The organism is Streptomyces sp. NPDC090442 (genome assembly GCF_044769405.1).
GTDB lineage: Bacteria > Actinomycetota > Actinomycetes > Streptomycetales > Streptomycetaceae > Streptomyces.
In genome coordinates this window covers 43,841-66,026 of record NZ_JBIVXW010000031.1, presented here as the reverse complement: position 1 = coordinate 66,026, position 22,186 = coordinate 43,841, and the positions used below count along the sequence as shown (strand labels likewise).

Genomic DNA, 22,186 nt, shown 5'->3' with positions numbered 1-22,186 from the left:
ACAGATGACCCGTTCGGGTATGGAAACGGCGTGACGTTGACGCGCCGGCCGAAGCGGCGCCGGTTCAGCCGCCGTTGGGCTCGTCGGCGGCGTGCGAGAACAGCTTCAGAACGGGGACGCCGACCTTGTGGCGGGCCCGCGAGGCCCAGTCCCGGTGGAAGAACTCCTCGACGAAGTGCGGGGTGGTCAGCACGATCACCTCGTCCGCGCCGGTCTCGTCGACGACCGACTTCAGCAGGTCCAGCGGGTGGTCCTCGACCACCTGCCCGACCGCCTCGGCGCCGGCGGCGCGCAGCGCCTGGAGGGTGTGCGAGAGCCCCTGCTCGGCGGGGAGCACGGCACTCGCCCCGCCGGGCTCCTCACCCTCCCGCACGGCGTCCTCGAACTCCCCGAGCGCGACGTCGTCGATGGCCCGCAACAGGACGTCCTGCTTGCCGCGCGGCTGCATGAGGACCACGAAGGAGACCCGGTCGTCGCCGTGCAGGGTGGTGACGAACTCCACGTCCGCGGGCGTCAGAGGCTTCTCGATCATCAATACGCTCGTGAACACGACGGACGCCCTTCTTCTCTTCCGGGCACCGTATGCCACGGTGCCCACAGAAACCATCCTGCCCCGTCGCCACACGGGGCCTGTCGGCTTTTAGTGTGCCCAACGGAAGCTAAGCGGAACAGATAATTCCGCTGAAATCAGAACCGGCGGTAACGGGTGAACAGGAACCCGGACTCCTCCAGCACCGACAAAAGCGCGAACCGCTCGGGAACCGCCACGGCGGGCCCGTCCATGATCCGCTGCGCGTCGCCCACCGCCACCAGCGGGGACAGCGACAGGCACATCTCGTCCAGCGCCCCGGCCGCCGCGAACTGCCCCAACAGCCGCGGCCCGCCCTCGGTGAGCAGCCGAGTGCGTCCCCGTTCGGCCAGCGCCCCCGCCACCCGTACCGGGTCGACGCCGAGCCCCTCGCCCGCGAAGAGCACCTCGACACCGGCCGCGCGGGCCGCGCGCACCCGCTCCTCGGGAGCGTCGGCGCCGGTCAGCACCAGGGTGGGCACCAGCGGCTCGGTGAACAGCGGCAACGTGAAGTCCAGCGCCAGGCCCGCGCTGACCACCGCGATGGCGGGCGCCGGCCCCTGCCCCGCGGCGGCCCGCCGGGCGGCGAACGCGGCCCGGGCGCGGGCCGGTCGGTAGCCCTCCCGCCGGACCGTCTCTGCGCCGACCACCACCGCGTCCGACAGCGCCCGCAGCACCCCGAAGATCCGCATGTCGGCGTCCCCGGAGAGTGGCTGCGAACGCCCCTCGTGGTGGGCCGCGCCGTCCAGGGAGGAGACCATGTTGGCGCGCAGCCAACCGGGGCGGCCGGACCGCACCGGGTCGTCCGCCGCCGGGTACGCGTAGGCCGCGGCCAGCTCGTCCAGGGTCCACTCGCGGTCGGTGGTCCAGTCAGGGCCGGCGGCCCGGGCGGCGTCCGGGGTGGCCGGGAGGGGAAGGGGGAACAGGCGTCGCATGGGCGCAGTGTGACATGCCTCGCTCACCGGGCCGGGTGGTGCCTCGGAGCCACTAGGCTGGAGAGCTGTGTCACCTTCGCAACCCTCGTCCTCCCCCGCGCCCTCCCCGATAGCCGCGCCCCCGGCCAACGGGGACGGTGCCGCGGCCCCCACCGCCTTGACCTCCCGCACGCCGCACGTGCCAGCCGAGCGCCTGGTCGCCGAGATGGTGCCGCCGCCGCGCTTCCAGGGCGCCCGCTTCGACACGTACATACCCCAACCGGGACAGTCGAGCCAGGCCGAGGCCGTGCAGGTCCTGCGGACGTTCGCCTCGGGCCTCGGCGTCGGGGCGGAGGCCGACGGCGGCAAGCGCCGCTGGTTCTCCAGGAGTTCGAAGAAGCCCACCGCCCCCAAGGGGCCGCGCGGTGTCTACCTCGACGGCGGCTACGGCGTCGGCAAGACGCACCTGCTCGCCTCCCTCTGGCACGCCACCCCGGCGGCCCCCGAGCTCAAGGCGTTCGGCACCTTCGTCGAGCTGACCAACCTGGTCGGCGCGCTCGGCTTCCAGCAGACCGTGCGCACGCTGAGCGGCCACCGGCTGCTGTGCATCGACGAGTTCGAGCTGGACGACCCCGGGGACACGGTGCTGGTCTCCACCCTCCTGGGCAAGCTGGTCGAGGCCGGCGTCGGACTGGCCGCCACCTCCAACACGCTGCCCGGCAAGCTGGGCGAGGGCCGGTTCGCCGCCGCCGACTTCCTGCGCGAGATCCAGGGCCTGAGCGCCCACTTCCGCGCCCTGCGCATCGACGGCGAGGACTACCGCCACCGCGGCCTGCCGGAGGCGCCCGCGCCGTTCGACGACGAGACCGTGGTCGGCGTCGCGCACCGCACCCCCGGTGCCTCGCTCGACGACTTCCCCTCCCTCCTGGCCCACCTGTCGACGGTGCACCCCAGTCGGTACGGCGCGATGTGCGACGGCATCCGGGCGGTCTGCCTCACCGACGTCCAGGCGGTGCCGGACCAGTCCACCGCGCTGCGCCTGGTGGTGCTCGCCGACCGGCTCTACGACCGCGAGGTGCCGGTACTGGCCGCCGGCAAGCCCTTCGACGGGCTGTTCAGCGACGAGATGCTGCGCGGCGGCTACCGCAAGAAGTACTTCCGCGCCATCTCCCGCCTGACCGCGCTGGCCCGGGACGCCAAGGCGCTGGTGGCGTAGCCGGCCGGTGCCGTGGGCGGGGGCCGCGCGGCCCGGTCGGTCAGCCCGAGCAGGCCGTGCGCTGGGCCTCCTGCCAGGCGCAGACCGGACAGTGGACGATGCCGGGGGTGGACGCCGGGTACTCGGTGGGCCGGCCGCACTCGACGCAGTCGGCGTACGGCGGGCCCGCGGTGGGGCCGGTGGCGGCCGGGCTCCCGTCGGACGGTGCGGGCGGCGTCGGGTCGGTGGACGGCATGGGGCGAGCCTACGCCGCGGCGGCGCTGGCCGGGACGGGCCGGTCGGGGCCGCCGGACAGGCCGGGCGGCGAGTGGCCGCATGCCCCGCGGTTCCCTGGCTCTCCGTCGGCCCCGTGGTCAGCCGCGGCGTCCCGTGAGGGCGCAGGCCAGGGCCGTGGCCCCGGAGGCGAGCAGCGCCGCGGCGGCCAGGGGCAGCCAGGGAGCGGTGACCGTGCCGTGTTCGGAGCCGGTGATCATGCCGGTCAGCGCGGCGTTGGCGGGCGAGGCGCCCAGGACGAGGACCAGCAGCGCGGCGATCAGCCCGGCCGGGACGCCCCAGCCGGGGCGGCGCAACACCGGCCAGGAGCACAGCGCGCCGAGCGCGGTGCCCAACAGCAGGCAGACCAGGGCGGTCAGCAGCCCGGCGCCGGCCGCGGGCAGGACCGGGACGGCGACCTGGTGGTCGGTCGAGCGCGGGTCGGAGAGCAGGGCGACGAAGGCGGTGCCGGCGAGCGCCAGGAGCAGCGCGGCGCCGGCCGCGGTCAGCAGCGCCGCGCAGTGCGCACGGGCGGGCCCGGCGGCGGCCGCGGTACAACTGCGGGCGGCCGGCGGCTCGTTGGCCACGCAGACCCGGGTCAGCCACACGGCGACGGGCAGCAGCCCGCCGGCGGCGTAGCCGTACGCGTCCAGGATCGGGCCGCCGGTCTGGACGCCGATGGCGAGGAACGCCGCGTAGACCAGGAGCGGCGGCAGCCAACGGTACGAGCCGGCGAACAGCGCCGCCTGGTAGCGGACCAGGGCGGTCAACGGGGCAGTCATGGGCGGGAGTTCTCTCCGGGAGCGGGGGGCGTGGCACCGGGCGGCCCGGCGGCGGTGACGGCGCGGACGTGCCAGGGCGGGCGCGCGGTGAGCAGGGCGCGCAGCAGGGCGTCGGAGTGGACGGCCGGCACCGTCAGCCGGAAGGTGCCGTCGAGCCCCGGGGCGATGTCGGGTGCCCCGGGGAGGGCCGACGGGACCTCACACCCCGGTGGGCCCTCGGCCTCGACGACGGTGCGCGGGACGGGGGCGTGCGCACCAGGTTGCGCCGGGGCGTCGTCCGGGCCCGGTTGCCGCAGCAGTCCGTCCGCGACCCGGTAGCGGGCGTCCGCGGCCCCGGCCAGTCGGCGCGGGTCGTGGTCGACGAAGACGACGGTGCCGCCGGCGGCGACCCGTTCGGCGACCGCCCGGTCGAGGAGGTCGCGGGCGGCCGGGTCCAGGCCGGTCCACGCCTCGTCCAGGACGAGGAGTTCGGGCTCGGCGAGCAGCGCCTGGGCGACCGCGACCTTCTGGCTCGTCCCCTTGGACAGCTCGGCCAGCGGGGTGCGGGCGTGCCCGGCGGCCCCGAAGCGTTCGAGCCACTCGGCCGCCCGGCGGGCCGCCTCCGGCGTCCGCAGGCCGTGGACCCGGCCGAGGTGGGTGAGGTAGCCGACGGCGGTGAACGGGAGGGCGGGCGGGAAGCGTTCGGGAACGTAGGCGGTGCGCGGGCGCCCGGTGATCCGCCCGGTGGTGGGCCGGTCGATCCCGGCGAGCAGCCGCAACAGGGTGGACTTCCCACTGCCGTTGGCCCCCTCGACACGCAACAGCACGCCCGGTGGCACGTCGAGCCGCACCTCGCGCAGCACCCAGGGCCCGCGCAGCCCGTAGCGTCGCCCGACCCCGTCCAGCCGCATCCGCTGTGCCGTCCGCCGCGGCATCGGCCGCACCTCCCCCTGGCCCGCTTCCCCGTCGGCCCGGCCGCCCGCTTGTCCGTTGGCCCGTTGGCCGTTGGCCGTTGGCGCTGACGGTAGCCGGGGGCGGGGCGCGGGGTGGCGGCGGGGGCGGGTGCGACGACCGCGGGCGGCCGCGGGGCGCTGTCAGTGGCGGCTGGCAGACTGAGCGATGTGACCAGTACCGAGACCGCCGGCCGATCCGGCGCGCACAGCCGGCCCGACCGGACCGACCAGACGCCCGCCGGCCGGACGCCGGCCGACGACGCGCAGCCCGCCGACTGCGAGGAGCGCGCGCAGCCGGCGCCGGCACCGGAGTACGTGCTGCCGCTCGTCGTGCGCCTGGAGCGGACCGCCCCGCCGCCGCGCACCGACGCGCTGGAGACCGCGGCGCGGGCGGTGCTCACGCTGCTCTCCGACGAGCGGGCCGCCGGAGCCGGCGCGTGGGCCCAGGCGGTGCGGGACTGGCAGGACTCCCGGATACGCAAGGTGGTGCGGCGGGCGCGCGGCGCGGAGTGGCGGCGGGCCGAGGCCCTGTCGGGCATCACGGTCACCGGCCGGGAGGCCGAGGTGCGGGTCTTCCCGCCGGTGCCGCTGGACGGCTGGCCCAAGGACCTGGCCCGCCTCCAGGTCTCGGGCACCGAGCTGGACGACCCCCGGGCGCCCGGAGAGCCGCCGGCCGGCACCCCGGTGCTGTGGCTCAACCCCGAGCTGGAGATGTCGGCGGGCAAGGCGATGGCACAGGCCGGGCACGGCGCGCAGTTGGCGTGGTGGGCGCTGTCCGCGGCACAGCGGGACGCCTGGCGCGCGGCCGACTTCCCGTTGGCGGTGCGGACCGCGGAGCCGTCGGCCTGGGCCTCGTTGACCGGCGGCGGACTGCCGGTGGTGCGGGACGCCGGCTTCACCGAGATCGCCCCGGGCTCCTGCACGGTCGTCGCCGACCACCCGGCGCTGCGCGACGCACCGCTGCCGTCCGCCAGTTGATCACCGACTGGTCTCCGGCTGATCGCCGACCGACGGACGTCTGGCCCTGCCGTACGGCTGACCCCGACGGCCGAGGTCGGCGGCCGGTGGCCGGTGGCCGACCGCGGCGAGCCGGCCCTCCGCACCCGCCGACGGCCGCCGGCCCCGCGCCCGCTCCCCGCCGCCGGACCCACCGGAGGCGGGACGTACCGTGTGCCCATGCTGACCTCCGTCATCGGCTTCACCGTGGTGGCCGCCCTGCTGACCGTCTCCCCCGGCCCGGACTTCGCAGTGGTCCTGCGGACCGCGCTCGGTTCCGGGCGGCGCGCCGCGCTCTGCAGCGCGCTCGGGATAGCCGCCGGCTGCTTCGTGTGGGGGCTGGCCGGGGCGGTCGGGCTGACCGCGATGCTGGCCGCCTCGCAGGCGGCGTACGACGCGCTGCGGGTCGCCGGTGCGTTGTATCTGGTGTGGCTCGGGGTGCAGGCGCTGCGCAGCGCCCGGCGCCGGCGCGGCGCGGGCGAGGCGGGGTCCGGCGCCGGGGAGGCCCCGGCGGCCGAGGGCGCGCCCGCCGTCCCGGTAAGCCCCTGGCGGGCGTTCCGCACCGGACTGCTGACGAACGTCCTCAACCCCAAGGTGGGCGTGGTCTACCTCTCCCTGCTGCCGCAGTTCATCCCGCACGGCGCCCCGGTGGTCGGCACGACGCTGCTCCTGGTGGGCGTGCACGCGGCGCTGGGCCTGCTGTGGCTGGGCGGCGTCACGCTGGCGGTGCACCGGGCGCGCGGAGTCCTGCAACGGCCGCGGGTGCGGCGGCGGTTGGACCAGGCCACCGGCGGCGTGCTGGTGGCACTGGGTGCGGCGGTCGGCTTCGAGGTCGCCCGCTGAGCCACACCGCCGAGCCACGACCGGGCGGATCAGGCAAACCGGGCAGACGGCCCGCCAACGCCCGCCCCACCCCGCCCCTCCTCGGTACCCGCGACGGCACCCGAAGCTCAACTCGCCCTCTGAACCACCCGCCAGGACGCTTGGACCGCCCGCACGTGGTGAGAAGTACCGCAGGGCCAGGGAAGTCCCCCGAGACCACGGGGAGTAGCTGAACACGGGGCACGGATGACCACGGGACACGGACCGCGCAAGCCCCGCGGCCCACACGAACACCGTGAACACCGCGGACAACAGGGGGAAACCATGGCGCACTTGGGCACGGGTATCGGCTGGCGGCCGGAGATCGCCGCGGAGATCGCCGCGCTGCCCGGGATCGACTGGGTGGAGGTGGTCGCCGAGAACGTCTGCCCCGGCCATCTCCCGGACGCCCTGGGGGAGTTGCGGGAGCGCGGGACCCCGGTGATCCCGCACGGCGTCTCACTCGGTCTCGGCGGCGCGGACCGCCCGGACGCCGGGCGGCTGACGGCGCTCGCCGAACGGGCCACCGCGCTGTCCGCCCCGTTGGTCACCGAGCACATCGCGTTCGTCCGGGCCGGCGGCCCGCTGACCGCGTCGCCCGTTCTGGAGGCCGGCCACCTGCTGCCGGTGCCGCGCACCCGCGACGCGCTCGACGTGCTGTGCGAGAACGTCCGGATCGCCCAGGACGCGCTCCCGGTGCCGCTGGCCCTGGAGAACATCGCCGCGCTGTTCTCCTGGCCCGGCGAGGAGTTGACCGAGGGGCAGTTCCTGTCGGAACTGGTCGAGCGGACCGGTGTCCGGCTCCTCATCAACGTCGCCAACCTCCACACCAACCACGTCAACCGCGGCGAGGACCCGGCCGCGGCCCTGGACGCGCTGCCCGTCGAGGCGATCGCCTACGTCCACGTCGCGGGTGGCGTCGAGCGCGACGGGGTGTGGCACGACAGCCACGCGCACCCGGTGAGCCGGCCGGTGCTGGACGTGCTGGCGGAGCTGTGCGCCCGCACCGATCCGCCCGGGGTGCTGTTGGAGCGGGACGACGACTTCCCCGAGGGCGGCGAGCTGGCCGCCGAACTCGACGCGATCCGCGCCGTGGTGGAGGGAGCGCGCCGTGTCCGGGCGGCTTGAGCCGGCGGTGGACACCACCGCGGCCCGCGAACGGCTGGCGCTGGCGCAGGCCGCGCTGCTGTCGGCGCTGGTGGCCGGGACGCCCGCGCCGGAGGGCTTCGACCGGGCCCGACTCCGGGTGCAGAGCCGGGCGTTGGCCGCCAAACGGGCCGCGGTCGTGGGCAAGGTCGCCCCCGAACTCCCGGAGCTCCTCGGGGACGCCTACCGGCCGGCCTTCCTCGACTACGCCCAACAGCGCCCCCTGCGCGGCGGCTACCGCCGGGACGCCCTGGACTTCGCGGCGTTCCTCCTGGAACGCGACCGCCTGGCCGATGCGTTGGCACGGCAGCGGCTGACGCACTGGTGGCGCGACCGGGCCGGCCCCCGCCCGCCGTCCGATCGCCCCGCGGCCCGCCTCGCCCGCACCGCCGCCCGCCGCTCCCGCACCCTGTGGCTCGCCCTGCGTCGTAGATGAGCAGCGCGGGGCGATCCGCAGCGAGGCGCGCCCCGCCGGCCACCCCGAAGTGACCACCGATCAAAGGGAGTTCGCCACCACTACAGCCCCACGGAACGTCATGTCCACGTTACGCGAAAGCTGTAGCAGAAAGCGTCCGCCGTCCCGTAGAACCTCGCTCATGTGGCTTCCCTTCCTCCTCCTCGCCTGGGGTGCGGCGGTCGTCTCCTGCGCCCGCGTGTGCCGCACCGCGGTCGCCGCCGCCGGCCGGCCCCGGCACGGCGGGCCGTCCGCACCGGCGGACGACGCGCCCGCGGACGGCACCCCGGCCGCCGGCGACGGCGGGCTCTCCCTCTACGAGACCGCCTACCTCTCCGGCGGCCCGCACCGCCTCGCCGACGTGGTCCTGGTCCTGATGGCCCAGCAGCGGCGACTGCATCTGGCCCACACCGGCTGGGCCACGGTCGTCGACCCGGTCGGCCTGGACCCGGTCGAGCGCGCCGCCCTCACCGCCATCGGCCCGGAGGGGCAGTGCGAGATACCGGCCGTGCGGCACGCCCTGTCCGGCGCCCAGGCGGTCCACGGGCTGGCCGACCGGCTGACCCTCGCCGGCCTCGCGGCACCCGCCGCGGCCCGTAAGGAGATCGGCGCCGCGGTCCGCCAGGTACAGGGCGCCGCCCTTCTGGTGGCGCTGGCCGCCGGCGCGGCCTACTGGATGGTGCCCTCCGGCGCGCAAGCGGGGCCGGTGCTGGCCTGGTTCGCGCTCCCGCTGGTCCTCACCCTGGGCACCTGGGCCATCGCCCGCTTCGAGGTCCAGCCGTCCACCGGCTGGGCGACCGAGGCCGGCGAGGCGGTGTTGCGGCGCGCGCGTCGGGCTCTTCGGGGCAGGCTCCCGGGGGCGACTTCGGGCGGGCTGACCGGGTTGGCGCTCCATGGGCCCGACGCGCTCGCGGATCCGGGTTTGCGCGCGGCCCTCCACTCTTCCGGGGCATAGCGCCCGACACCGCCGTACGGTGCTTTACTTCGCCACCAATCGGCCCAACTATCCCTTTTGTATGCCCACCGTGCGGCCCGCTGCGGCGGACCCCGCGCGCACCGCGCACCATACGAAGGGACGGCTCGTGAGAGCACTTGCGTTGTACGGCGCCCTCGGGTCGCTGGTCCTGACCGGCCTCGCCGCCCCACCGGCCGGCGGTGCCGTCCACGACCCGGCGGCGCCCCCCGCCCCCGTCCACCCCCTGGCCTTCGGCCGGTGCGCCGCCGGGGAGCACCTCCCGTCCTCCGTCGAGTGCGCCACCCTCACCGTGCCGCTCGACTACGCGCGCCCCAACGGCAAGAAGATCAGGCTGATGGTCAGCCGGGCCCGGGCCGCCGCGCCCAACGAGCGGCAGGGCGCGCTGGTCTTCAACCCCGGTGGCCCGGGCGCCTCCAGCATGCAGTTCCCGCTCTACGGGGCGCTGCCGACCTGGCGCCGGTCCGCCCGCGCCTACGACTTCGTCGGCTATGCGCCGCGCGGGGTGGCGCCCAGCGATCAGCTGTCCTGCCAGGACCCGGAGAAGTACACCCTGGCACCCACCGACAGCCCGCGCTTCCCCAGCGCCACCTTCAAGCAGAAGAAGATCGCGGAGGCGAAGGCGTACGCCCGCGGCTGCGCCCAACGGGCCGGCGCCGACCTGCCGTTCTACAACTCGGTCAACAACGCCCGGGACCTGGACATGCTGCGGGCGGCGCTCGGTGAGAAGAAGCTGACGTTCATGGGCGCGTCCTACGGGACGTACTTCGGGGCGATCTACGCGACGCTCTTCCCCGGCCACGTCCGTCGGATGATCTTCGACAGCGTGGTCAACCCCGAGCCCCGGCAGATCTGGTACCGCAACAACCTCGACCAGAGCAGCGCCTTCGAGCGGCGCTGGGGCGACTGGCTGCGCTGGGTCGCCAAGCACCACGCCACCTACCGCCTGGGCGACACCCCGCAGGCCGTGCAGCGCTCCTACGACAGCGCCACCGCGCGGCTGCGCGACAAGCCGGCCAACGGCAAGATCGGCCCGGGCCAGCTCCAGTCGGCGTTCCTCAAGACCGGCTACAACGACGCGTTCTGGCCGATGCGCGCCGACGCGCTGTCGAAGTACCTGCACGGCGACGCCAAGCCGCTGATCGCCCAGGCCCTGCCCGGCGGCGACGCCAAGGCCGAGGAGAACTCCAACGCCGTCTACACGGCCGTCGAGTGCAACGACGCGGCCTGGCCGCGCGACTGGCGCACCTGGGACCGGGACAACACCCTGCTGGCCCGCACCGCGCCGTTCGAGACCTGGGACAACGTCTGGATGAACCTGCCGTGCGCGTTCTGGCCGGACCGCCGGGAGTCGGCGGCCCGGGGCATCGAGGACGCGGCCCACAACGCGGCCGACCAGGCCGCCAAGGGCTCCCCGTCGGACAGCGAACTGGCCGACGCCTCCCAGCAGGTCGCCGCCACCGACCTGGACGACGCGCTGCAGGGCCGGCGCGGCCCGCTCGACATCCACACCGAGCCGGGCGCGCTGCCGCCGGTACTGCTGCTGGCCGCCGAGCGGGACGCGGCCACGCCGTACACGGGCGCGCTGGAGCTCCAACGGCGGCTGCCGGGCTCGTCGTTGGTCACCGAGCGGGGCGCGGGCACCCACGGCATCGCGCTCGGCGACAACGCCTGCGTGAACACCTACGTCGAGACGTACCTGCTGCGCGGGAAGGTCCCCGGGCACCGGGTGTACTGCGGCCCGCGGGCCGAGCCGGTGCCGGGGCAGGGGCTGCGGCGCTCCCGGCAGGCGCTGGTGCAGCAGGTCAAGGGGAAGAAGTAGCCGGCACCCGGGAAGGCCACGGCCGCACGGGCCGCCCCCTCGTCAAGGGGCGGCCCGTGCGGCCGTGTTCAGGGGCGTGCGGTCGGTCAGGCCAGGCCGGCGATCAGCTCGGCGACCGGCTTGCGGCGGCCCGTGTAGAAGGGGATCTCCTCGCGGACGTGCCGGCGGGCCTCGGAGGCGCGCAGGTGGCGCATCAGGTCGACGATGCGGTGCAGTTCGTCGGCCTCGAAGGCGAGGATCCACTCGTAGTCGCCGAGCGAGAAGGAGGCGACGGTGTTGGCGCGGACGTCGGGGAAGCCGCGGGCCATCTTGCCGTGGTCGGCGAGCATCCGGCGGCGGTCCTCGTCGGGGAGGAGGTACCAGTCGTAGGAGCGCACGAAGGGGTAGACGCTCACGTAGTCGCGGGCGTGCTCGTCGGCCAGGAAGGCCGGGATGTGCGACTTGTTGAACTCGGCGGGGCGGTGCAGCGCCATGTTCGACCACACCGGCTCCAACGCGCGGCCCAGACGGGTGCGGCGGAAGCGGTTGTACGCCTCCTGGAGGTCGTCGGAGTTCTCCGCGTGCCACCAGATCATCACGTCGGCGTCGGCGCGCAGGCCGGAGAGGTCGTAGGTGCCGCGGATGACCACGTCCTTGGCGGCGAGCTGGGCGAACAGCTCCTCGACCTCGTCGGCGTAGCCGGACCGGTCCTCGGGGAGGACGTCGCGCAGCTTGAAGACCGACCAGAGGGTGTAGCGGATGACCTCGTTGAGGTCCTTGGCCTTCTTGCCGGCGTTGGGGATCTTGTCGGAGGCGGGGGCGGAAACGTCTGTCATGTCGTCCATTCTCACTCGCGGCCGGCGGGACCCGGCGTCAGGGTCGGGAGGAGCTCGTCGGCGGCCCGGTGGGCGGAGGAGATGCAGGCCGGGATGCCGACGCCGTCGTAGAGCGCGCCGCAGACCCGCAGCGGGCCGGGCAGGCCGGCGACCGCGGTGCGGATGCGCGCGACGCGGTCCACGTGGCCGACGACGTACTGCGGCAGCCCGCCGGTCCAACGGGTGACGGCGGTGGCCACCGGGCGGGCGGCCAGGCCGACCGCCTCGCCGAGGTCGGTCAGGGAGAGCTTGACCAGGTCGTCGTCGTCGCGGGCCAGGTCGGCCTCGTCGCCGTGGCGGCCCAGGGAGGTGCGGAGCACGAAGAGGTCCGGGTCGGCCTCGGCGATCCAGTTCCACTTGTGGCTGGCGAAGGTGGACGCCTTGATGCGGTGGCCGTCGACGGGCGGGACGAGGAAGCCGCTGCCACTGGGGACGGCGGCCAGGTCGGCGCGCCGGAAGGCCATGGTGACCAGCGCCATCGAGGCGTACTCGACGGGGTCCAGGGCGTCGGCGGCGGCCGGGCAGTCGGCACGGAGCAGGCGGGCCGCGGCCGGCGCGGGCGCGGCCAGGACCACCGCGTCGGCGGTGAGCGTGCGGTCCCCGGCCCGGACGCACCAGCCGTCCGGCCCGGTCCAACGCAGCTCGTGCACGGGCGTGTCCAGCAGGATCTCGCCGCCGGCGCGGCGGACCGCGTCGGCGACCGCGCCGGGGAGGGTCCCGATGCCGCCGGCGATGCCCATGAAGACCGGGCCGGTCGCGGCGGGTCCCCCGGGGACGGCGGCCGCGGCGCGCTCCTGGAGGGCCCGCACGCCCTCGATCAGCGAGCCGCCGCGCCGCGCCGCGTCGAAGAGCTGCGGGACGGCGGCGCGCATCGAGATGCGGTACGCGTCGCCCGCGTAGACCCCGCCGAGCAGCGGCTCGACGAGCCGGTCGACGACCTCGCGGCCGAGCCGGGCGGCGACGTACTCGCCGACCCCGACGTCGGCGCCGGCGTCGGTCGTCGGCAGCGTCCGGTCCTCCTCGATGCGGGCCAGTCCCTCCGGGGAGAGCACGCCGGAGGCGGTCAGCCGCGCCAGGTCGCCGGGGACGCCCATCACGTGGCCCTTGGGCATGGGGCGCAGCGCACCGCGGGTCCACAGGGAGGCGGTGGCGGTGCCGGGCGGCTGGAGCCGGTCGCCCAGTCCCACGGCCCGCGCCAGGTCGACCGCCTCCGGGCGCCGGGCCAGCATCGACTCGGCGCCGAGATCGACCGGGACGCCGGCGATCTCGCCGGCCAGCAGCTTGCCGCCGAGCCGCTCGGACGCCTCCAGCAGGGTCACCCGGGCCCCGCCCTGGAGCAGCCGGTGCGCGGCGGCCAGGCCCGCGATCCCGCCGCCGACGACCAGGACATGACCGGGCGCCCGGTCCGTACCGCTGTGCGCTGTGCTCATGTCCTCCACTCTCTCAGAGGCCGTTCGGCCCTCCCGGAGCCGGGCCGTTCGGACGCCCCTGCCGGACCTCCGGACCGCGCCCCCTTCCAGCCCCCGAACGGCAGCCCGGCTCCGGCGCACCCGTCCAACCGGCGTCGCGTTCAGGCCACTTGGGGCCGCCCGGTTACGGCACGCTCCTACGGGGAGGGAGGTCGGTCATGCTCCTACGGAATCCAGCCGGCACTCCCCTCCCCCGGTCAACGCCGGGCAGGCCCCCCGCCCGCTCCCCCGAGGCTGGCCGGTCACCCCGTTGACAGCGGGCGGTGCCGGGCAAAGACTCGGTGCGGCGGGTGGCGATCTTCGTACCGCCCGGCCGCCGAGCCGGTACCGCGAGGATGAGCGACGACAGCGAGGACACAGCCTGATGACCGAGCCACACCTACCGGACGCCGTGCGGGACGTCTACGTCGTCGACGCGGTGCGGACCCCCGTCGGCAAGTACGGGGGCGCGCTCGCCGGGGTGCGCCCCGACGACCTCGCCGCCCACGTGGTGCGCGCCCTGGTGGACCGCACCCCGGACCTCGATCCGGCGCGGATCGACGACGTCTACTTCGGCGACGCCAACGGCGCGGGCGAGGACAACCGCAACGTGGCCCGTATGGCGGGGCTGTTGGCGGGGCTCCCGGTGAGCGTGCCGGGCGTGACCGTCAACCGGCTGTGCGGGTCCGGGCTGGAGGCCGTCATCCAGGCGTCCCGGGCCGTCGCGCACGGCGACGCCGAGATCGCGGTGGCCGGCGGCGTGGAGTCGATGAGCCGCGCTCCGTACGTGCTGCGCAAGCCGGACCGGGCCTTTCCCGCGGGCCATCAGGAGATGTTCTCCTCGACGCTGGGCTGGCGGATGGTCAACCCCAAGATGGCGCCGGAGTGGACGGTGTCGCTGGGCGAGGGCGCCGAGCTGATCGCCGACCGGCACGGCCTCAGCCGGGAACAGCAGGACGTGTTCGCGCTGGCCAGTCACCAGAAGGCGGTGCGGGCCTGGGCGGCGGGCGACTACGACGCCGAGGTGGTGCCGCTGCCGGGGGTGGAGCTGGCCCGGGACGAGACGATCCGGGAGAACTCCTCCCTGGAGGCGCTCTCCAAGCTGAAGCCGGCCTTCCGCGCCGGGCGAGGCACGGTCACCGCCGGGAACTCCTCCCCGTTGAACGACGGCGCGGCCGCGCTCCTGTTGGTCAGCGAGGAGGGGCTGCGGGCCACCGGGCGGGAGCCGCTGGCCCGTATCCGGGCGAGCGCGGTGTCCGGCATCGAGCCGCAGTTGTTCGGGCTCGGCCCGGTGGAGGCGGTCCGGCGGGCGCTGGGCCGGGCCGGGCGGGGCTTCGGTGAGCTGGCGGTCTGCGAGCTCAACGAGGCGTTCGCGGCCCAGGCGTTGGGCTGCCTCGCCCAGTGGCCGGACCTCGACCCCACAGTGGTCAATCCGCGCGGCGGAGCGATCGCCATCGGACACCCGCTGGGCGCCTCCGGGGCCCGGCTCGCCGGCGCGGTCGCCCACCAGCTCGCCGCGCGGGGCTCGGGCACCGGCCTGGCCGCGCTCTGCATCGGCGTGGGGCAGGGGTTGGCGATGGTGCTGGAGCGCTGACGGGTCGGGCCGCCCGCCCGGATCGCCGTCCGGCGGGCGCGCTCCGCCGCCATGGGGCACACTCGTTGACCACTCAACAGTCTTCGTTCTCCCGGAGGTTGGCGCGATGGCCCTGCTCGATTCCAAGGACTGGCGCTCCCTGCGCGGCGGCCCGGCCGAGGCGGTGGAGCCCGCGACGGGCCGGGCGCTGGCGGAGCTGACACTGGCCGCGCCCGTCGATGTCGCGGACGCCGCCGAGGCCGCCGCGGCGGCCCAGCGGGACTGGGCGCGCAGACCGTACGCGGAGCGGGCCGCGGTGCTGCGGCGGGCCGGCGACCTCGTCCACCGGCACGCCGCGGAGATCACCGAGTGGCTGGTCCGGGAGGCCGGCAGCGTCCGGGGCAAGGCGGAGTTCGAGATCCGCACCACGGCCGAGGAGTGCTACGAGGCCGCGGCGCTGGCCCACCGCCCGCTCGGCCAGGTGCTGCCCTCGGCCGCGCCGCGGCTGTCGTACACCACGCGGGTCCCGGCCGGCGTGGTCGGCGTGATCGCCCCGTTCAACGTCCCGTTGGTGCTCGCCGCCCGGTCCGTCGCCCCGGCGCTGGCGCTCGGCAACGCGGTGGTGCTCAAGCCCGACCCGCGGACGGCGGTGTGCGGCGGCCACGTCCTGGCGGCGGTGTTCGCCGAGGCCGGGCTGCCGGCGGGACTGTTGCACGTGCTGCCCGGGGGCGCGGACGCCGGGCGGGCGCTGGTCGAGGACCCGCGGGTGCGGATCGTCTCGTTCACCGGCTCGACCGCGGCCGGCCGCAGCGTCGGCGCGCTGGCCGCGCGGCACCTCAAGCGCGCCCATCTCGAACTGGGCGGCAACAGCGCCTTCTTGGTGCTGGACGACGCCGATCTGGACGCCGCGATGCCCACCGCCGCCTGGGCCTCGTTCTTCCACCAGGGCCAGGTCTGCATGACCGCCGGCCGGCACCTCGTGCACGCCTCGCTCTACGACGAGTACGTGGCGCGGCTGGCCGCGAAGGCGGACGAGCTGACCGTCGGCGACCCGTTCCGCGCGCAGGTCCACCTCGGCCCGGTCATCGACCGCGGGCAGCTCGACAAGATCGACGCGCTGGTCCGGGAGAGCGCCGCGGCCGGTGTGCGGATCGCCGCCGGCGGCACCCACCAGGAACTGTTCTACCGGCCGACGGTCCTCGCCGACACGGGCGCGTCGGCCGGGCCGAGCCTGGTGGGCGCCTCCCCCGCGTACGGCCAGGAGGTGTTCGGCCCGGTGGCCCCGGTCCGCGCCTTCGGCTCCCTCGACGAGGCGGTGGCGCTGGCGAACGAGTCCTCCTACGGGCTGGCGCTGGGCATCGTCACCCGCGACGTGGCCCGCGCCCTGGAGCTCGCCTACCGGATCCCCACCGGCCTGTTGCACATCAACGACCAGACCGTCAACGACGAACCGGTGGCCGCCTTCGGCGGGTTGGCCGACTCCGGGACCGGCTCCCGCTTCGGCGGCGAGGCCAACCTCGACGCGTTCACCGAGACCCGCTGGACGACGGTGCGCGCGACCCCGGCCCCGTACCCGTTCTGAACCGGCCAGCGGCGCCGGTCCCGCGCCCCGGAGCGCCGCCGCACGATCATGGGCCGAGGACGACAACGCCGACGAGGGCGAGCGAGAGGACGTGGTGAGGATGGCGGAGCGACTGGTGGTCGTCGGCGGCGATGCGGCGGGAATGTCCGCCGCCTCGCAGGCGCGTCGGCTGAAGGGCCCGGACGAGCTCACCATCACGGCCTTCGAGCGCGGCCACTTCACCTCGTACTCCGCCTGCGGCATCCCGTATTGGGTGGGCGGCGAGGTGGCGGGGCCGGACGCGCTGATCGCCCGGACGGCCAAGGAGCACCGGGCCCGGGACATCGACCTCCGGATGCGCACCGAGGTCACCGAACTCGACCTGGACCGCGGCCGGGTGCGCTGCCGGGACCTGGAGGACGGCGGCCGCGAGTCGTGGACCGGCTTCGACGCACTGGTGCTGGCCACCGGGGCGCGCCCGATCCGCCCGCCGCTTCCGGGCGTCGACGCGCCGGGCGTGTACGGGGTGCAGACGCTGGACGACGGGCAGGCGCTGCTGCGGGGCCTCCAGGGGGCCCCGGGCCCGCGGGCGGTGGTGATCGGCGCCGGCTACATCGGCGTGGAGATGGCCGAGGCCCTGATCCACCGCGGCTTCGAGGTGACGGTGCTGGACCAGGCCGCCCAGCCGATGTCCACGCTCGACCCGGACATGGGCGCCCTGGTGCGCGCCGCGATGTGCGAGATGGGCGTCGAGGTGGTGACCGGCGCGCGGGTCACCGGGGTGCTGACCGGCGCGGACGGCCGGGCCCGCGCGGTGGTGACGGAGGACGCCGAGTACCCGGCGGACGTGGTCGTGCTGGGCCTCGGCGTCCGCCCGGAGACCACTCTGGCCGAGGCGGCCGGGCTGCCGCTGGGCGCGTCCGGGGGCCTGCGCACGGATCTGGCGCTACGGGTGTCCGGCCAGGACCACATCTGGGCGGGCGGTGACTGCATCGAGGTACGCGATCTGCTCACCGGCGAGTACCGGCACATCGCGCTGGGCACCCACGCCAACAAGCACGGCCAGGTCATCGGCGCCAACGTGGCCGGCGGCTATGCGACGTTCCCGGGCGTCGTCGGCACCGCCGTCAGCAAGGTCTGCGACCTGGAGATCGCCCGCACCGGGCTGCTGGAGAGCCAGGCCCGGGCCGCGGGGCTGCGGTACGTCACCGTCACCATCGAGTCCACCAGCCGCGCCGGCTACTACCCCGGCGCCCGCCCGATGCACGTCAAGATGCTCGCCGAGCGCCGCACCGGGCGGCTGCTCGGGGTGCAGATCGTCGGGCGCGAGGGCGCCGGGAAGCGGGTGGACATCGCCGCCGTGGCGCTCACCGCGGGGATGACGGTTGCTCAGATGACCGCCCTGGACCTGGGCTACGCCCCGCCGTTCTCGCCGGTCTGGGACCCGGTGCTGGTCGCGGCCCGCAAGGCGGACGCGGCGGTGCGGGCGGCCGGGACCGCCTGACGGGCCCGGCCGCGGCCCGCCTCAGCGCCCGGTCTGGGTGTGGACGTACTCCACGAGCCGGGTCAGGGCGTCCGGGTCGGTGGTGGGCAGCACGCCGTGGCCGAGGTTGAAGACGTGGCCTTCCAGGCCGGCGGCGGCGTCCAGGACCTCGCGGGCCTTGGTCTCGACGGCCTCGCGGGGGGCGAAGAGCACCGCCGGGTCGATGTTGCCCTGGAGCGCCTTGCCGGGGCCGACCCGGCGGGCCGCCTCGTCCAGCGGGACCCGCCAGTCGACGCCGACCACGTCCGCGCCGGCCTCGCCCAGCAGGCCGAGGAGTTCGCCGGTGCCGACGCCGAAGTGGATCCGCGGGACGCCGTAGGAGGCGACCGCGTCGAAGACCTTGGCGGAGGCGGGCATGACGGAGCGCCGGTAGTCGGCCGGGGCGAGCGCGCCGACCCAGGAGTCGAAGAGCTGGACGGCGCTGGCGCCGGCCTCGATCTGCACCTTGAGGAAGGCGGCGGTGATGTCCGCGAGCCGGTCCAGGAGGTCGGCCCACAACTGCGGGTCGCCGTACATCAGGGCCTTGGTGTGCTCGTGGTTGCGGGACGGGCCGCCCTCGACGAGGTAGCTGGCGAGCGTGAACGGGGCGCCGGCGAAGCCGATCAGCGGGGTGCCGCCGAGTTCGCGGGTGAGCAGGCCGATGGCCTCGGTGACGTAGGGGACGTCGCCGGGCTCCAACGGGCGCAGCCGCTCCAGGTCGGCCCGGCTGCGGATGGGGTTCTCGACGACCGGGCCGACGCCCGGCTTGATGTCGAGGTCGATGCCGATGGCCTTCAGCGGCACCACGATGTCGCTGAAGTAGATGGCGGCGTCGACGCCGTGCCGGCGCACGGGCTGGAGCGTGATCTCGGTGATCAACTCGGGCCGCGTGCAGGAGTCCAGCATCGCGATGCCCTCGCGGACCTTGCGGTACTCGGGGAGCGAGCGCCCGGCCTGACGCATGAACCACACCGGCGTGTGCGGCACCGGCTCGCGCCGGCACGCCTTGAGGAAGGCCGAGTCGTACGTCGCGGTCTGCGGGTGGCCCGTAAGGGCGTCGTTGGCACTCACGCGGCAAATCTTCGCACGCGCCCCGGGACACCTCCGAATGGGCGACGCGCGCACCGGGTGTCCTCCCCGTATGAGCGCCGTCTTCCGCCTACCCTTCCGGGCATGGCTGCGGCTCAAGAACACCTCGCGGACAGCGCGGACGAGACCCCGATCCCCTTCCGTCAGGCGGTCGAGGCGCTCCGCGCGGCACGACTGCGGCCGGAGATCGAGACCGGCCCGACACCCGCACCGAAACGGCTCGCCCCGTATGCCTACGCGCTGGAGGCCGCGGTCGTCGAGCGCGGGGCGGGCCCGGACGGCGAGGACCGGGACCTGGCGGACGGCCGGTTGGTGGTACTGCACCAGCCGGCCGGCGACGAGACCTGGCACGGCACGTTCCGGGTGGTGACGCTGGCCCGCGCGGAGCTGGAGCCGGAGATGGGCACCGACCCGCTGCTGCCGGAGGTGTCCTGGTCCTGGCTGACGGGGGCGCTGGAGGCGCGCGGGGTCCACTACGGCGCGCCGAGCGGCACGGTCACCCGGGCCGGTTCGCACTACTTCGGCGAGCTGGCGGCGCGGGAGCCGGCGACCCAGATCGAGATCCGGGCGTCGTGGACGCCGGCCGAGGGGCCGGGCGGGGTGCCCGACCTCGCGGCGCACCTGGCGGCGTGGTGCGACCTGCTGTGCCAGGTGGCGGGGTTGCCGCCGGCCTCGGAGCCGGCGCCGCGGGGCGGGGTGGTGGCGCTGCCGCAGCGCCGCGGCCCGCAGCCCCGCTGACGGGGCGACCCGACGACGAACGACAAGGTGCCGCGCACCCGGACGGTCCGGGTGCGCGGCACCTTGTCGTTCGTCGCTTCCGCTTCCGGACGGCATCGCGTACGCCTGTGATCACCTCGATGCGCACTCGTGCCCACCTTGATCGCTCACGCATCCGATTTGCCCGAATTGCCCCTAACTAAATCGTGATCAAAGTCTAAAGTCCCGCCGGATTGCTGCCGAAGAGGTCAGTGACCCTTCAAACACGGATCATTCCGGCTTTCCCCAGTCGGCTTCCGTCCCCGCCACTCCCCAGGAGGCCCGGTGTCAGTTCTCCTTGAGCAGCCTTCGAGCCTGGTCGCCTACCGCCCGAACAAGCCGACCGCCATGGTCGTCGTGGCCGACCCTCGCGTCCGCTCCACCGTCACCCGTCACCTGTGGGCCCTCGGCGTGCGTGACGTGATCGAGGCGTCGTCCATCGCGGAGGCCCGTCCCCGCGTCGGCAACCCGCGCGACATCTGCGTGGCCGACGTCCACCTTCCCGACGGCTCCGGCCTGACCCTGCTGTCCGAGACCCGGGCGGCCGGCTGGCCCAACGGCCTGGCGCTGTCCGCCGCCGACGACATCGGCGCGGTGCGCAACGCGCTCGCCGGCGGCGTCAAGGGCTACGTCGTCACCGGCACCCGCACCAACCTGGGCCTGCCGGGCCGGCCGGGCGCCACGCCGATCGGCGCCAACGCGGCCCGGATGCAGCGCCGTCCGCCCGGCGCCCCGGGGCACCCCGGCGGCTACCGCGAGCTCTCCGGGCGCGAGGTGGAGGTGTTGCGGCTGGTGGCGGAGGGTCAGTCCAACAAGGCCATCGGCGTCTCGATGGGGCTGTCGGCGCTGACCGTGAAGAGCCACCTCGCCCGCATCGCACGCAAGCTGGGCACCGGCGACCGCGCCGGCATGGTGGCGGTCGCCCTGCGCACCGGCATCATCCACTGAAAAACCGCCGCCCGACCCGTCTCGCCCGTCGAGGGAACATTCCCCCGACGGGCGACGTGCATCCACAGATACCCTTGACTGGTGACCGACGCCCAAAAGACCGCAGCAGACATGACACTGCGAGCACCCGGAGAATCGCCTCCGGATTCCCGACCGGCGCCGGTACCCCTACTGGAACCCCGTGAGGGCATCCCCCCGGTGACCGCCAGCGGCGAGGCGCTCGCCGACATCGTCGCCGCCTTCGCCGCCGGCCGCGGACCGGTCGCGGTGGACGCCGAGCGCGCCTCCGGCTACCGCTACGGACAGCGCGCCTATCTCGTCCAGCTTCGCCGTGAGGGCGCCGGCAGCGTGCTGATCGACCCGGTCGGTTGTCCCGACCTGGCCGCGCTGGGGCAGGTGATCACCGACGCCGAGTGGGTGCTGCACGCCGCCACCCAGGACCTGCCCTGTCTGCGCGACATAGGGATGGTCCCCGCCCGGATCTTCGACACCGAGCTGGCCGGGCGGCTGGCCGGCTTCGCCCGGGTCGGCCTGGGCGCCATGGTCGAGAACGTCCTCGGCTACGCCCTGGAGAAGGGCCACTCCGCCGTCGACTGGTCCACCCGCCCGCTGCCCGAGCCCTGGCTGCGCTACGCCGCGCTCGACGTCGAGCTGCTGGTGGACCTGCGCGACGCGCTGGAGGAGGAGCTGGACCGGCAGGGCAAGTTGGAGTGGGCCCGGCAGGAGTTCGCGGCGATCGCGGCCGCTCCCCCGGCGCCGCCCCGCAAGGACCCCTGGCGCCGCACGTCCGGGATGCACAAGGTGCGCAGGCGCCGGCAGATGGCGGTCGTGCGGGAGCTGTGGACGCTGCGCGACCAGGTCGCCCAGCGGCGCGACGTCTCGCCCGGCAAGGTGCTCGGCGACGCCGCGATCGTCGAGGCCGCGCTCCAACTCCCGCCCAACGCCCATGCGCTGGCCGCGCTCTCCGGCTTCGGGCACCGGATGGGCCGGCGTCAGCTTGAACAGTGGCAGGCCGCCGTCGACCGCGCCCGGGCGCTGCCGGAGAGCGAGCTTCCGCAGCCCGGCCAACCGCTCAACGGCCCGCCGCCGCCCCGCTCGTGGGCCGACAAGGACCCCGCCGCGGCGGCCCGGCTGACCGCCGCCCGCGCGTCCGTGACGGCGCTCGCCGAGCAGTTGAACCTCCCTCAGGAGAACCTCATCACCCCGGACACCGTGCGCCGGGTGTGCTGGGAGCCGCCGGCCGGCCCGACCCCGGAGACGGTCGCCGAAGTCCTCACCGGACACGGCGCCCGTCCCTGGCAGATCGAGCTGGTCGCGCCGCTCCTCGCCGAGGCACTGCTGGGCAACGACTCCTGACCCGGGCCCCGACGCCCCCGACCGACGGCCCCGGTCGCGCTCCCACGGCGCGACCGGGGCCGTCGGCGTTCCCGGCGTGCCCCCGGTGCGGAGTCCGCCGCGCGCGGTGTACCGGGCCCGGAGGGTTCCGGCCGGTGGGCGGTGTGACGTTCGCCGCTCCCGG

19 protein-coding genes and 1 pseudogene are annotated in these 22,186 nt (G+C 75.3%); 12 read left to right on the top strand and 8 right to left on the bottom strand.

Going from position 1 to position 22,186, the window contains the following annotated elements; all coding sequences use genetic code 11:
• Positions 1-64: 64 nt before the first annotated feature.
• Together ACIQU6_RS22340 and ACIQU6_RS22335 are read right to left on the bottom strand one after the other, a co-directional pair.
• Positions 65-550 carry an indole-3-glycerol phosphate synthase gene (locus ACIQU6_RS22340; RefSeq protein WP_403483408.1) on the bottom strand — a complete coding sequence of 162 codons (486 nt, stop codon included), beginning with the start codon at positions 548-550 and terminating at the stop codon, positions 65-67.
• Between the two features lie 137 nt (positions 551-687).
• Positions 688-1,503 carry a dihydrofolate reductase family protein gene (locus tag ACIQU6_RS22335; protein ID WP_403483407.1) on the bottom strand — a complete coding sequence of 272 codons (816 nt, stop codon included), beginning with the start codon at positions 1,501-1,503 and terminating at the stop codon, positions 688-690.
• A gap of 67 nt (positions 1,504-1,570) precedes the next feature.
• On the opposite strand from ACIQU6_RS22335, the gene zapE reads away from it, so the two are divergent.
• The gene (gene zapE, locus ACIQU6_RS22330; RefSeq protein ID WP_403483406.1) at positions 1,571-2,698 is read left to right on the top strand and encodes a cell division protein ZapE; all 1,128 of its coding nucleotides are present in this window, start codon (positions 1,571-1,573) and stop codon (positions 2,696-2,698) included.
• Positions 2,699-2,738: 40 nt separating this feature from the next.
• Here the strand turns inward: zapE and ACIQU6_RS22325 are convergent, their stop codons facing one another.
• From ACIQU6_RS22325 to ACIQU6_RS22315, 3 genes are all read right to left on the bottom strand, one after another.
• Positions 2,739-2,933, bottom strand: coding sequence for a hypothetical protein (locus ACIQU6_RS22325; protein ID WP_403483405.1), 195 nt, complete (start codon positions 2,931-2,933; stop codon positions 2,739-2,741).
• A gap of 118 nt (positions 2,934-3,051) precedes the next feature.
• Positions 3,052-3,720: an ABC transporter gene (locus ACIQU6_RS22320; RefSeq protein ID WP_403483449.1), complete on the bottom strand. Its 669-nt coding sequence runs from the start codon at positions 3,718-3,720 to the stop codon at positions 3,052-3,054.
• Between the two features lie 8 nt (positions 3,721-3,728).
• On the bottom strand, positions 3,729-4,646 hold the full coding sequence (locus tag ACIQU6_RS22315; protein ID WP_403483404.1) for an ATP-binding cassette domain-containing protein: 918 nt from the start codon (positions 4,644-4,646) through the stop codon (positions 3,729-3,731).
• A 333-nt stretch (positions 4,647-4,979) separates the two neighbouring features.
• On the opposite strand from ACIQU6_RS22315, the gene ACIQU6_RS22310 reads away from it, so the two are divergent.
• From ACIQU6_RS22310 to ACIQU6_RS22290, 5 genes and pseudogenes are all read left to right on the top strand, one after another.
• On the top strand, positions 4,980-5,642 hold the full coding sequence (locus tag ACIQU6_RS22310) for a peptidyl-tRNA hydrolase (RefSeq protein WP_403483448.1): 663 nt from the start codon (positions 4,980-4,982) through the stop codon (positions 5,640-5,642).
• A gap of 198 nt (positions 5,643-5,840) precedes the next feature.
• Positions 5,841-6,503, top strand: coding sequence for a LysE family translocator (locus tag ACIQU6_RS22305; protein WP_403483403.1), 663 nt, complete (start codon positions 5,841-5,843; stop codon positions 6,501-6,503).
• A 303-nt stretch (positions 6,504-6,806) separates the two neighbouring features.
• Positions 6,807-8,103 (top strand): annotated as a pseudogene (locus ACIQU6_RS22300) (DUF692 domain-containing protein).
• Positions 8,104-8,263: 160 nt separating this feature from the next.
• Positions 8,264-9,076: a TIGR04222 domain-containing membrane protein gene (locus ACIQU6_RS22295; protein ID WP_403483402.1), complete on the top strand. Its 813-nt coding sequence runs from the start codon at positions 8,264-8,266 to the stop codon at positions 9,074-9,076.
• Between the two features lie 127 nt (positions 9,077-9,203).
• Positions 9,204-10,916 carry an alpha/beta hydrolase gene (locus tag ACIQU6_RS22290; RefSeq protein WP_403483401.1) on the top strand — a complete coding sequence of 571 codons (1,713 nt, stop codon included), beginning with the start codon at positions 9,204-9,206 and terminating at the stop codon, positions 10,914-10,916.
• 86 nt (positions 10,917-11,002) lie between these two features.
• Here the strand turns inward: ACIQU6_RS22290 and hemQ are convergent, their stop codons facing one another.
• Both hemQ and hemG read right to left on the bottom strand, forming a co-directional pair.
• Positions 11,003-11,740 (bottom strand): hydrogen peroxide-dependent heme synthase, encoded by a 738-nt coding sequence (gene hemQ, locus ACIQU6_RS22285; RefSeq protein WP_403483400.1) that lies wholly within the window; start codon positions 11,738-11,740, stop codon positions 11,003-11,005.
• A gap of 2 nt (positions 11,741-11,742) precedes the next feature.
• Positions 11,743-13,290 (bottom strand): protoporphyrinogen oxidase, encoded by a 1,548-nt coding sequence (hemG, locus tag ACIQU6_RS22280; RefSeq protein ID WP_403483447.1) that lies wholly within the window; start codon positions 13,288-13,290, stop codon positions 11,743-11,745.
• A 313-nt stretch (positions 13,291-13,603) separates the two neighbouring features.
• Here hemG and ACIQU6_RS22275 point away from each other — a divergent pair, with 313 nt between their 5' ends.
• The 3 genes from ACIQU6_RS22275 (at position 13,604) to ACIQU6_RS22265 (ending at position 17,856) form a co-directional block, all read left to right on the top strand.
• The gene (locus ACIQU6_RS22275) at positions 13,604-14,812 is read left to right on the top strand and encodes a thiolase family protein (protein ID WP_403483399.1); all 1,209 of its coding nucleotides are present in this window, start codon (positions 13,604-13,606) and stop codon (positions 14,810-14,812) included.
• Positions 14,813-14,918: 106 nt separating this feature from the next.
• On the top strand, positions 14,919-16,373 hold the full coding sequence (locus ACIQU6_RS22270) for an aldehyde dehydrogenase family protein (protein ID WP_403483398.1): 1,455 nt from the start codon (positions 14,919-14,921) through the stop codon (positions 16,371-16,373).
• Positions 16,374-16,473: 100 nt separating this feature from the next.
• Positions 16,474-17,856 carry an FAD-dependent oxidoreductase gene (locus ACIQU6_RS22265; RefSeq protein WP_403483397.1) on the top strand — a complete coding sequence of 461 codons (1,383 nt, stop codon included), beginning with the start codon at positions 16,474-16,476 and terminating at the stop codon, positions 17,854-17,856.
• Positions 17,857-17,877: 21 nt separating this feature from the next.
• Here the strand turns inward: ACIQU6_RS22265 and hemE are convergent, their stop codons facing one another.
• Positions 17,878-18,945, bottom strand: a complete 1,068-nt coding sequence (hemE, locus tag ACIQU6_RS22260; protein ID WP_403483396.1) for a uroporphyrinogen decarboxylase — start codon at positions 18,943-18,945, stop codon at positions 17,878-17,880.
• Between the two features lie 102 nt (positions 18,946-19,047).
• Between hemE and ACIQU6_RS22255 the strand changes: the two genes are divergently transcribed.
• The 3 genes from ACIQU6_RS22255 to ACIQU6_RS22245 all read left to right on the top strand — a co-directional run bounded on the left by ACIQU6_RS22255 (position 19,048) and on the right by ACIQU6_RS22245 (position 22,023).
• Complete coding sequence (locus ACIQU6_RS22255) at positions 19,048-19,701, top strand: DUF3000 domain-containing protein (RefSeq protein WP_403483395.1); 654 nt, start codon at positions 19,048-19,050, stop codon at positions 19,699-19,701.
• Between the two features lie 303 nt (positions 19,702-20,004).
• Positions 20,005-20,667, top strand: a complete 663-nt coding sequence (locus tag ACIQU6_RS22250; RefSeq protein WP_274912735.1) for a response regulator transcription factor — start codon at positions 20,005-20,007, stop codon at positions 20,665-20,667.
• Between the two features lie 81 nt (positions 20,668-20,748).
• Positions 20,749-22,023: a ribonuclease D gene (locus ACIQU6_RS22245; RefSeq protein ID WP_403483394.1), complete on the top strand. Its 1,275-nt coding sequence runs from the start codon at positions 20,749-20,751 to the stop codon at positions 22,021-22,023.
• Positions 22,024-22,186 lie beyond the last annotated feature (163 nt).

What these genes read in the sequence shown, in the direction of transcription:
- ACIQU6_RS22335 (WP_403483407.1), bottom strand. Translation starts at nt 1,503, where the DNA reads ATGCGACGCCTGTTCCCCCTTCCCCTCCCGGCCACCCCGGACGCCGCC.
- ACIQU6_RS22325 (WP_403483405.1), bottom strand. Translation starts at nt 2,933, where the DNA reads ATGCCGTCCACCGACCCGACGCCGCCCGCACCGTCCGACGGGAGCCCG.
- ACIQU6_RS22315 (WP_403483404.1), bottom strand. Translation starts at nt 4,646, where the DNA reads ATGCCGCGGCGGACGGCACAGCGGATGCGGCTGGACGGGGTCGGGCGA.
- ACIQU6_RS22305 (WP_403483403.1), top strand. Translation starts at nt 5,841, where the DNA reads ATGCTGACCTCCGTCATCGGCTTCACCGTGGTGGCCGCCCTGCTGACC.
- ACIQU6_RS22295 (WP_403483402.1), top strand. Translation starts at nt 8,264, where the DNA reads ATGTGGCTTCCCTTCCTCCTCCTCGCCTGGGGTGCGGCGGTCGTCTCC.
- hemQ (WP_403483400.1), bottom strand. Translation starts at nt 11,740, where the DNA reads ATGGACGACATGACAGACGTTTCCGCCCCCGCCTCCGACAAGATCCCC.
- ACIQU6_RS22275 (WP_403483399.1), top strand. Translation starts at nt 13,604, where the DNA reads ATGACCGAGCCACACCTACCGGACGCCGTGCGGGACGTCTACGTCGTC.
- ACIQU6_RS22270 (WP_403483398.1), top strand. Translation starts at nt 14,919, where the DNA reads ATGGCCCTGCTCGATTCCAAGGACTGGCGCTCCCTGCGCGGCGGCCCG.
- ACIQU6_RS22265 (WP_403483397.1), top strand. Translation starts at nt 16,474, where the DNA reads ATGGCGGAGCGACTGGTGGTCGTCGGCGGCGATGCGGCGGGAATGTCC.
- ACIQU6_RS22255 (WP_403483395.1), top strand. Translation starts at nt 19,048, where the DNA reads ATGGCTGCGGCTCAAGAACACCTCGCGGACAGCGCGGACGAGACCCCG.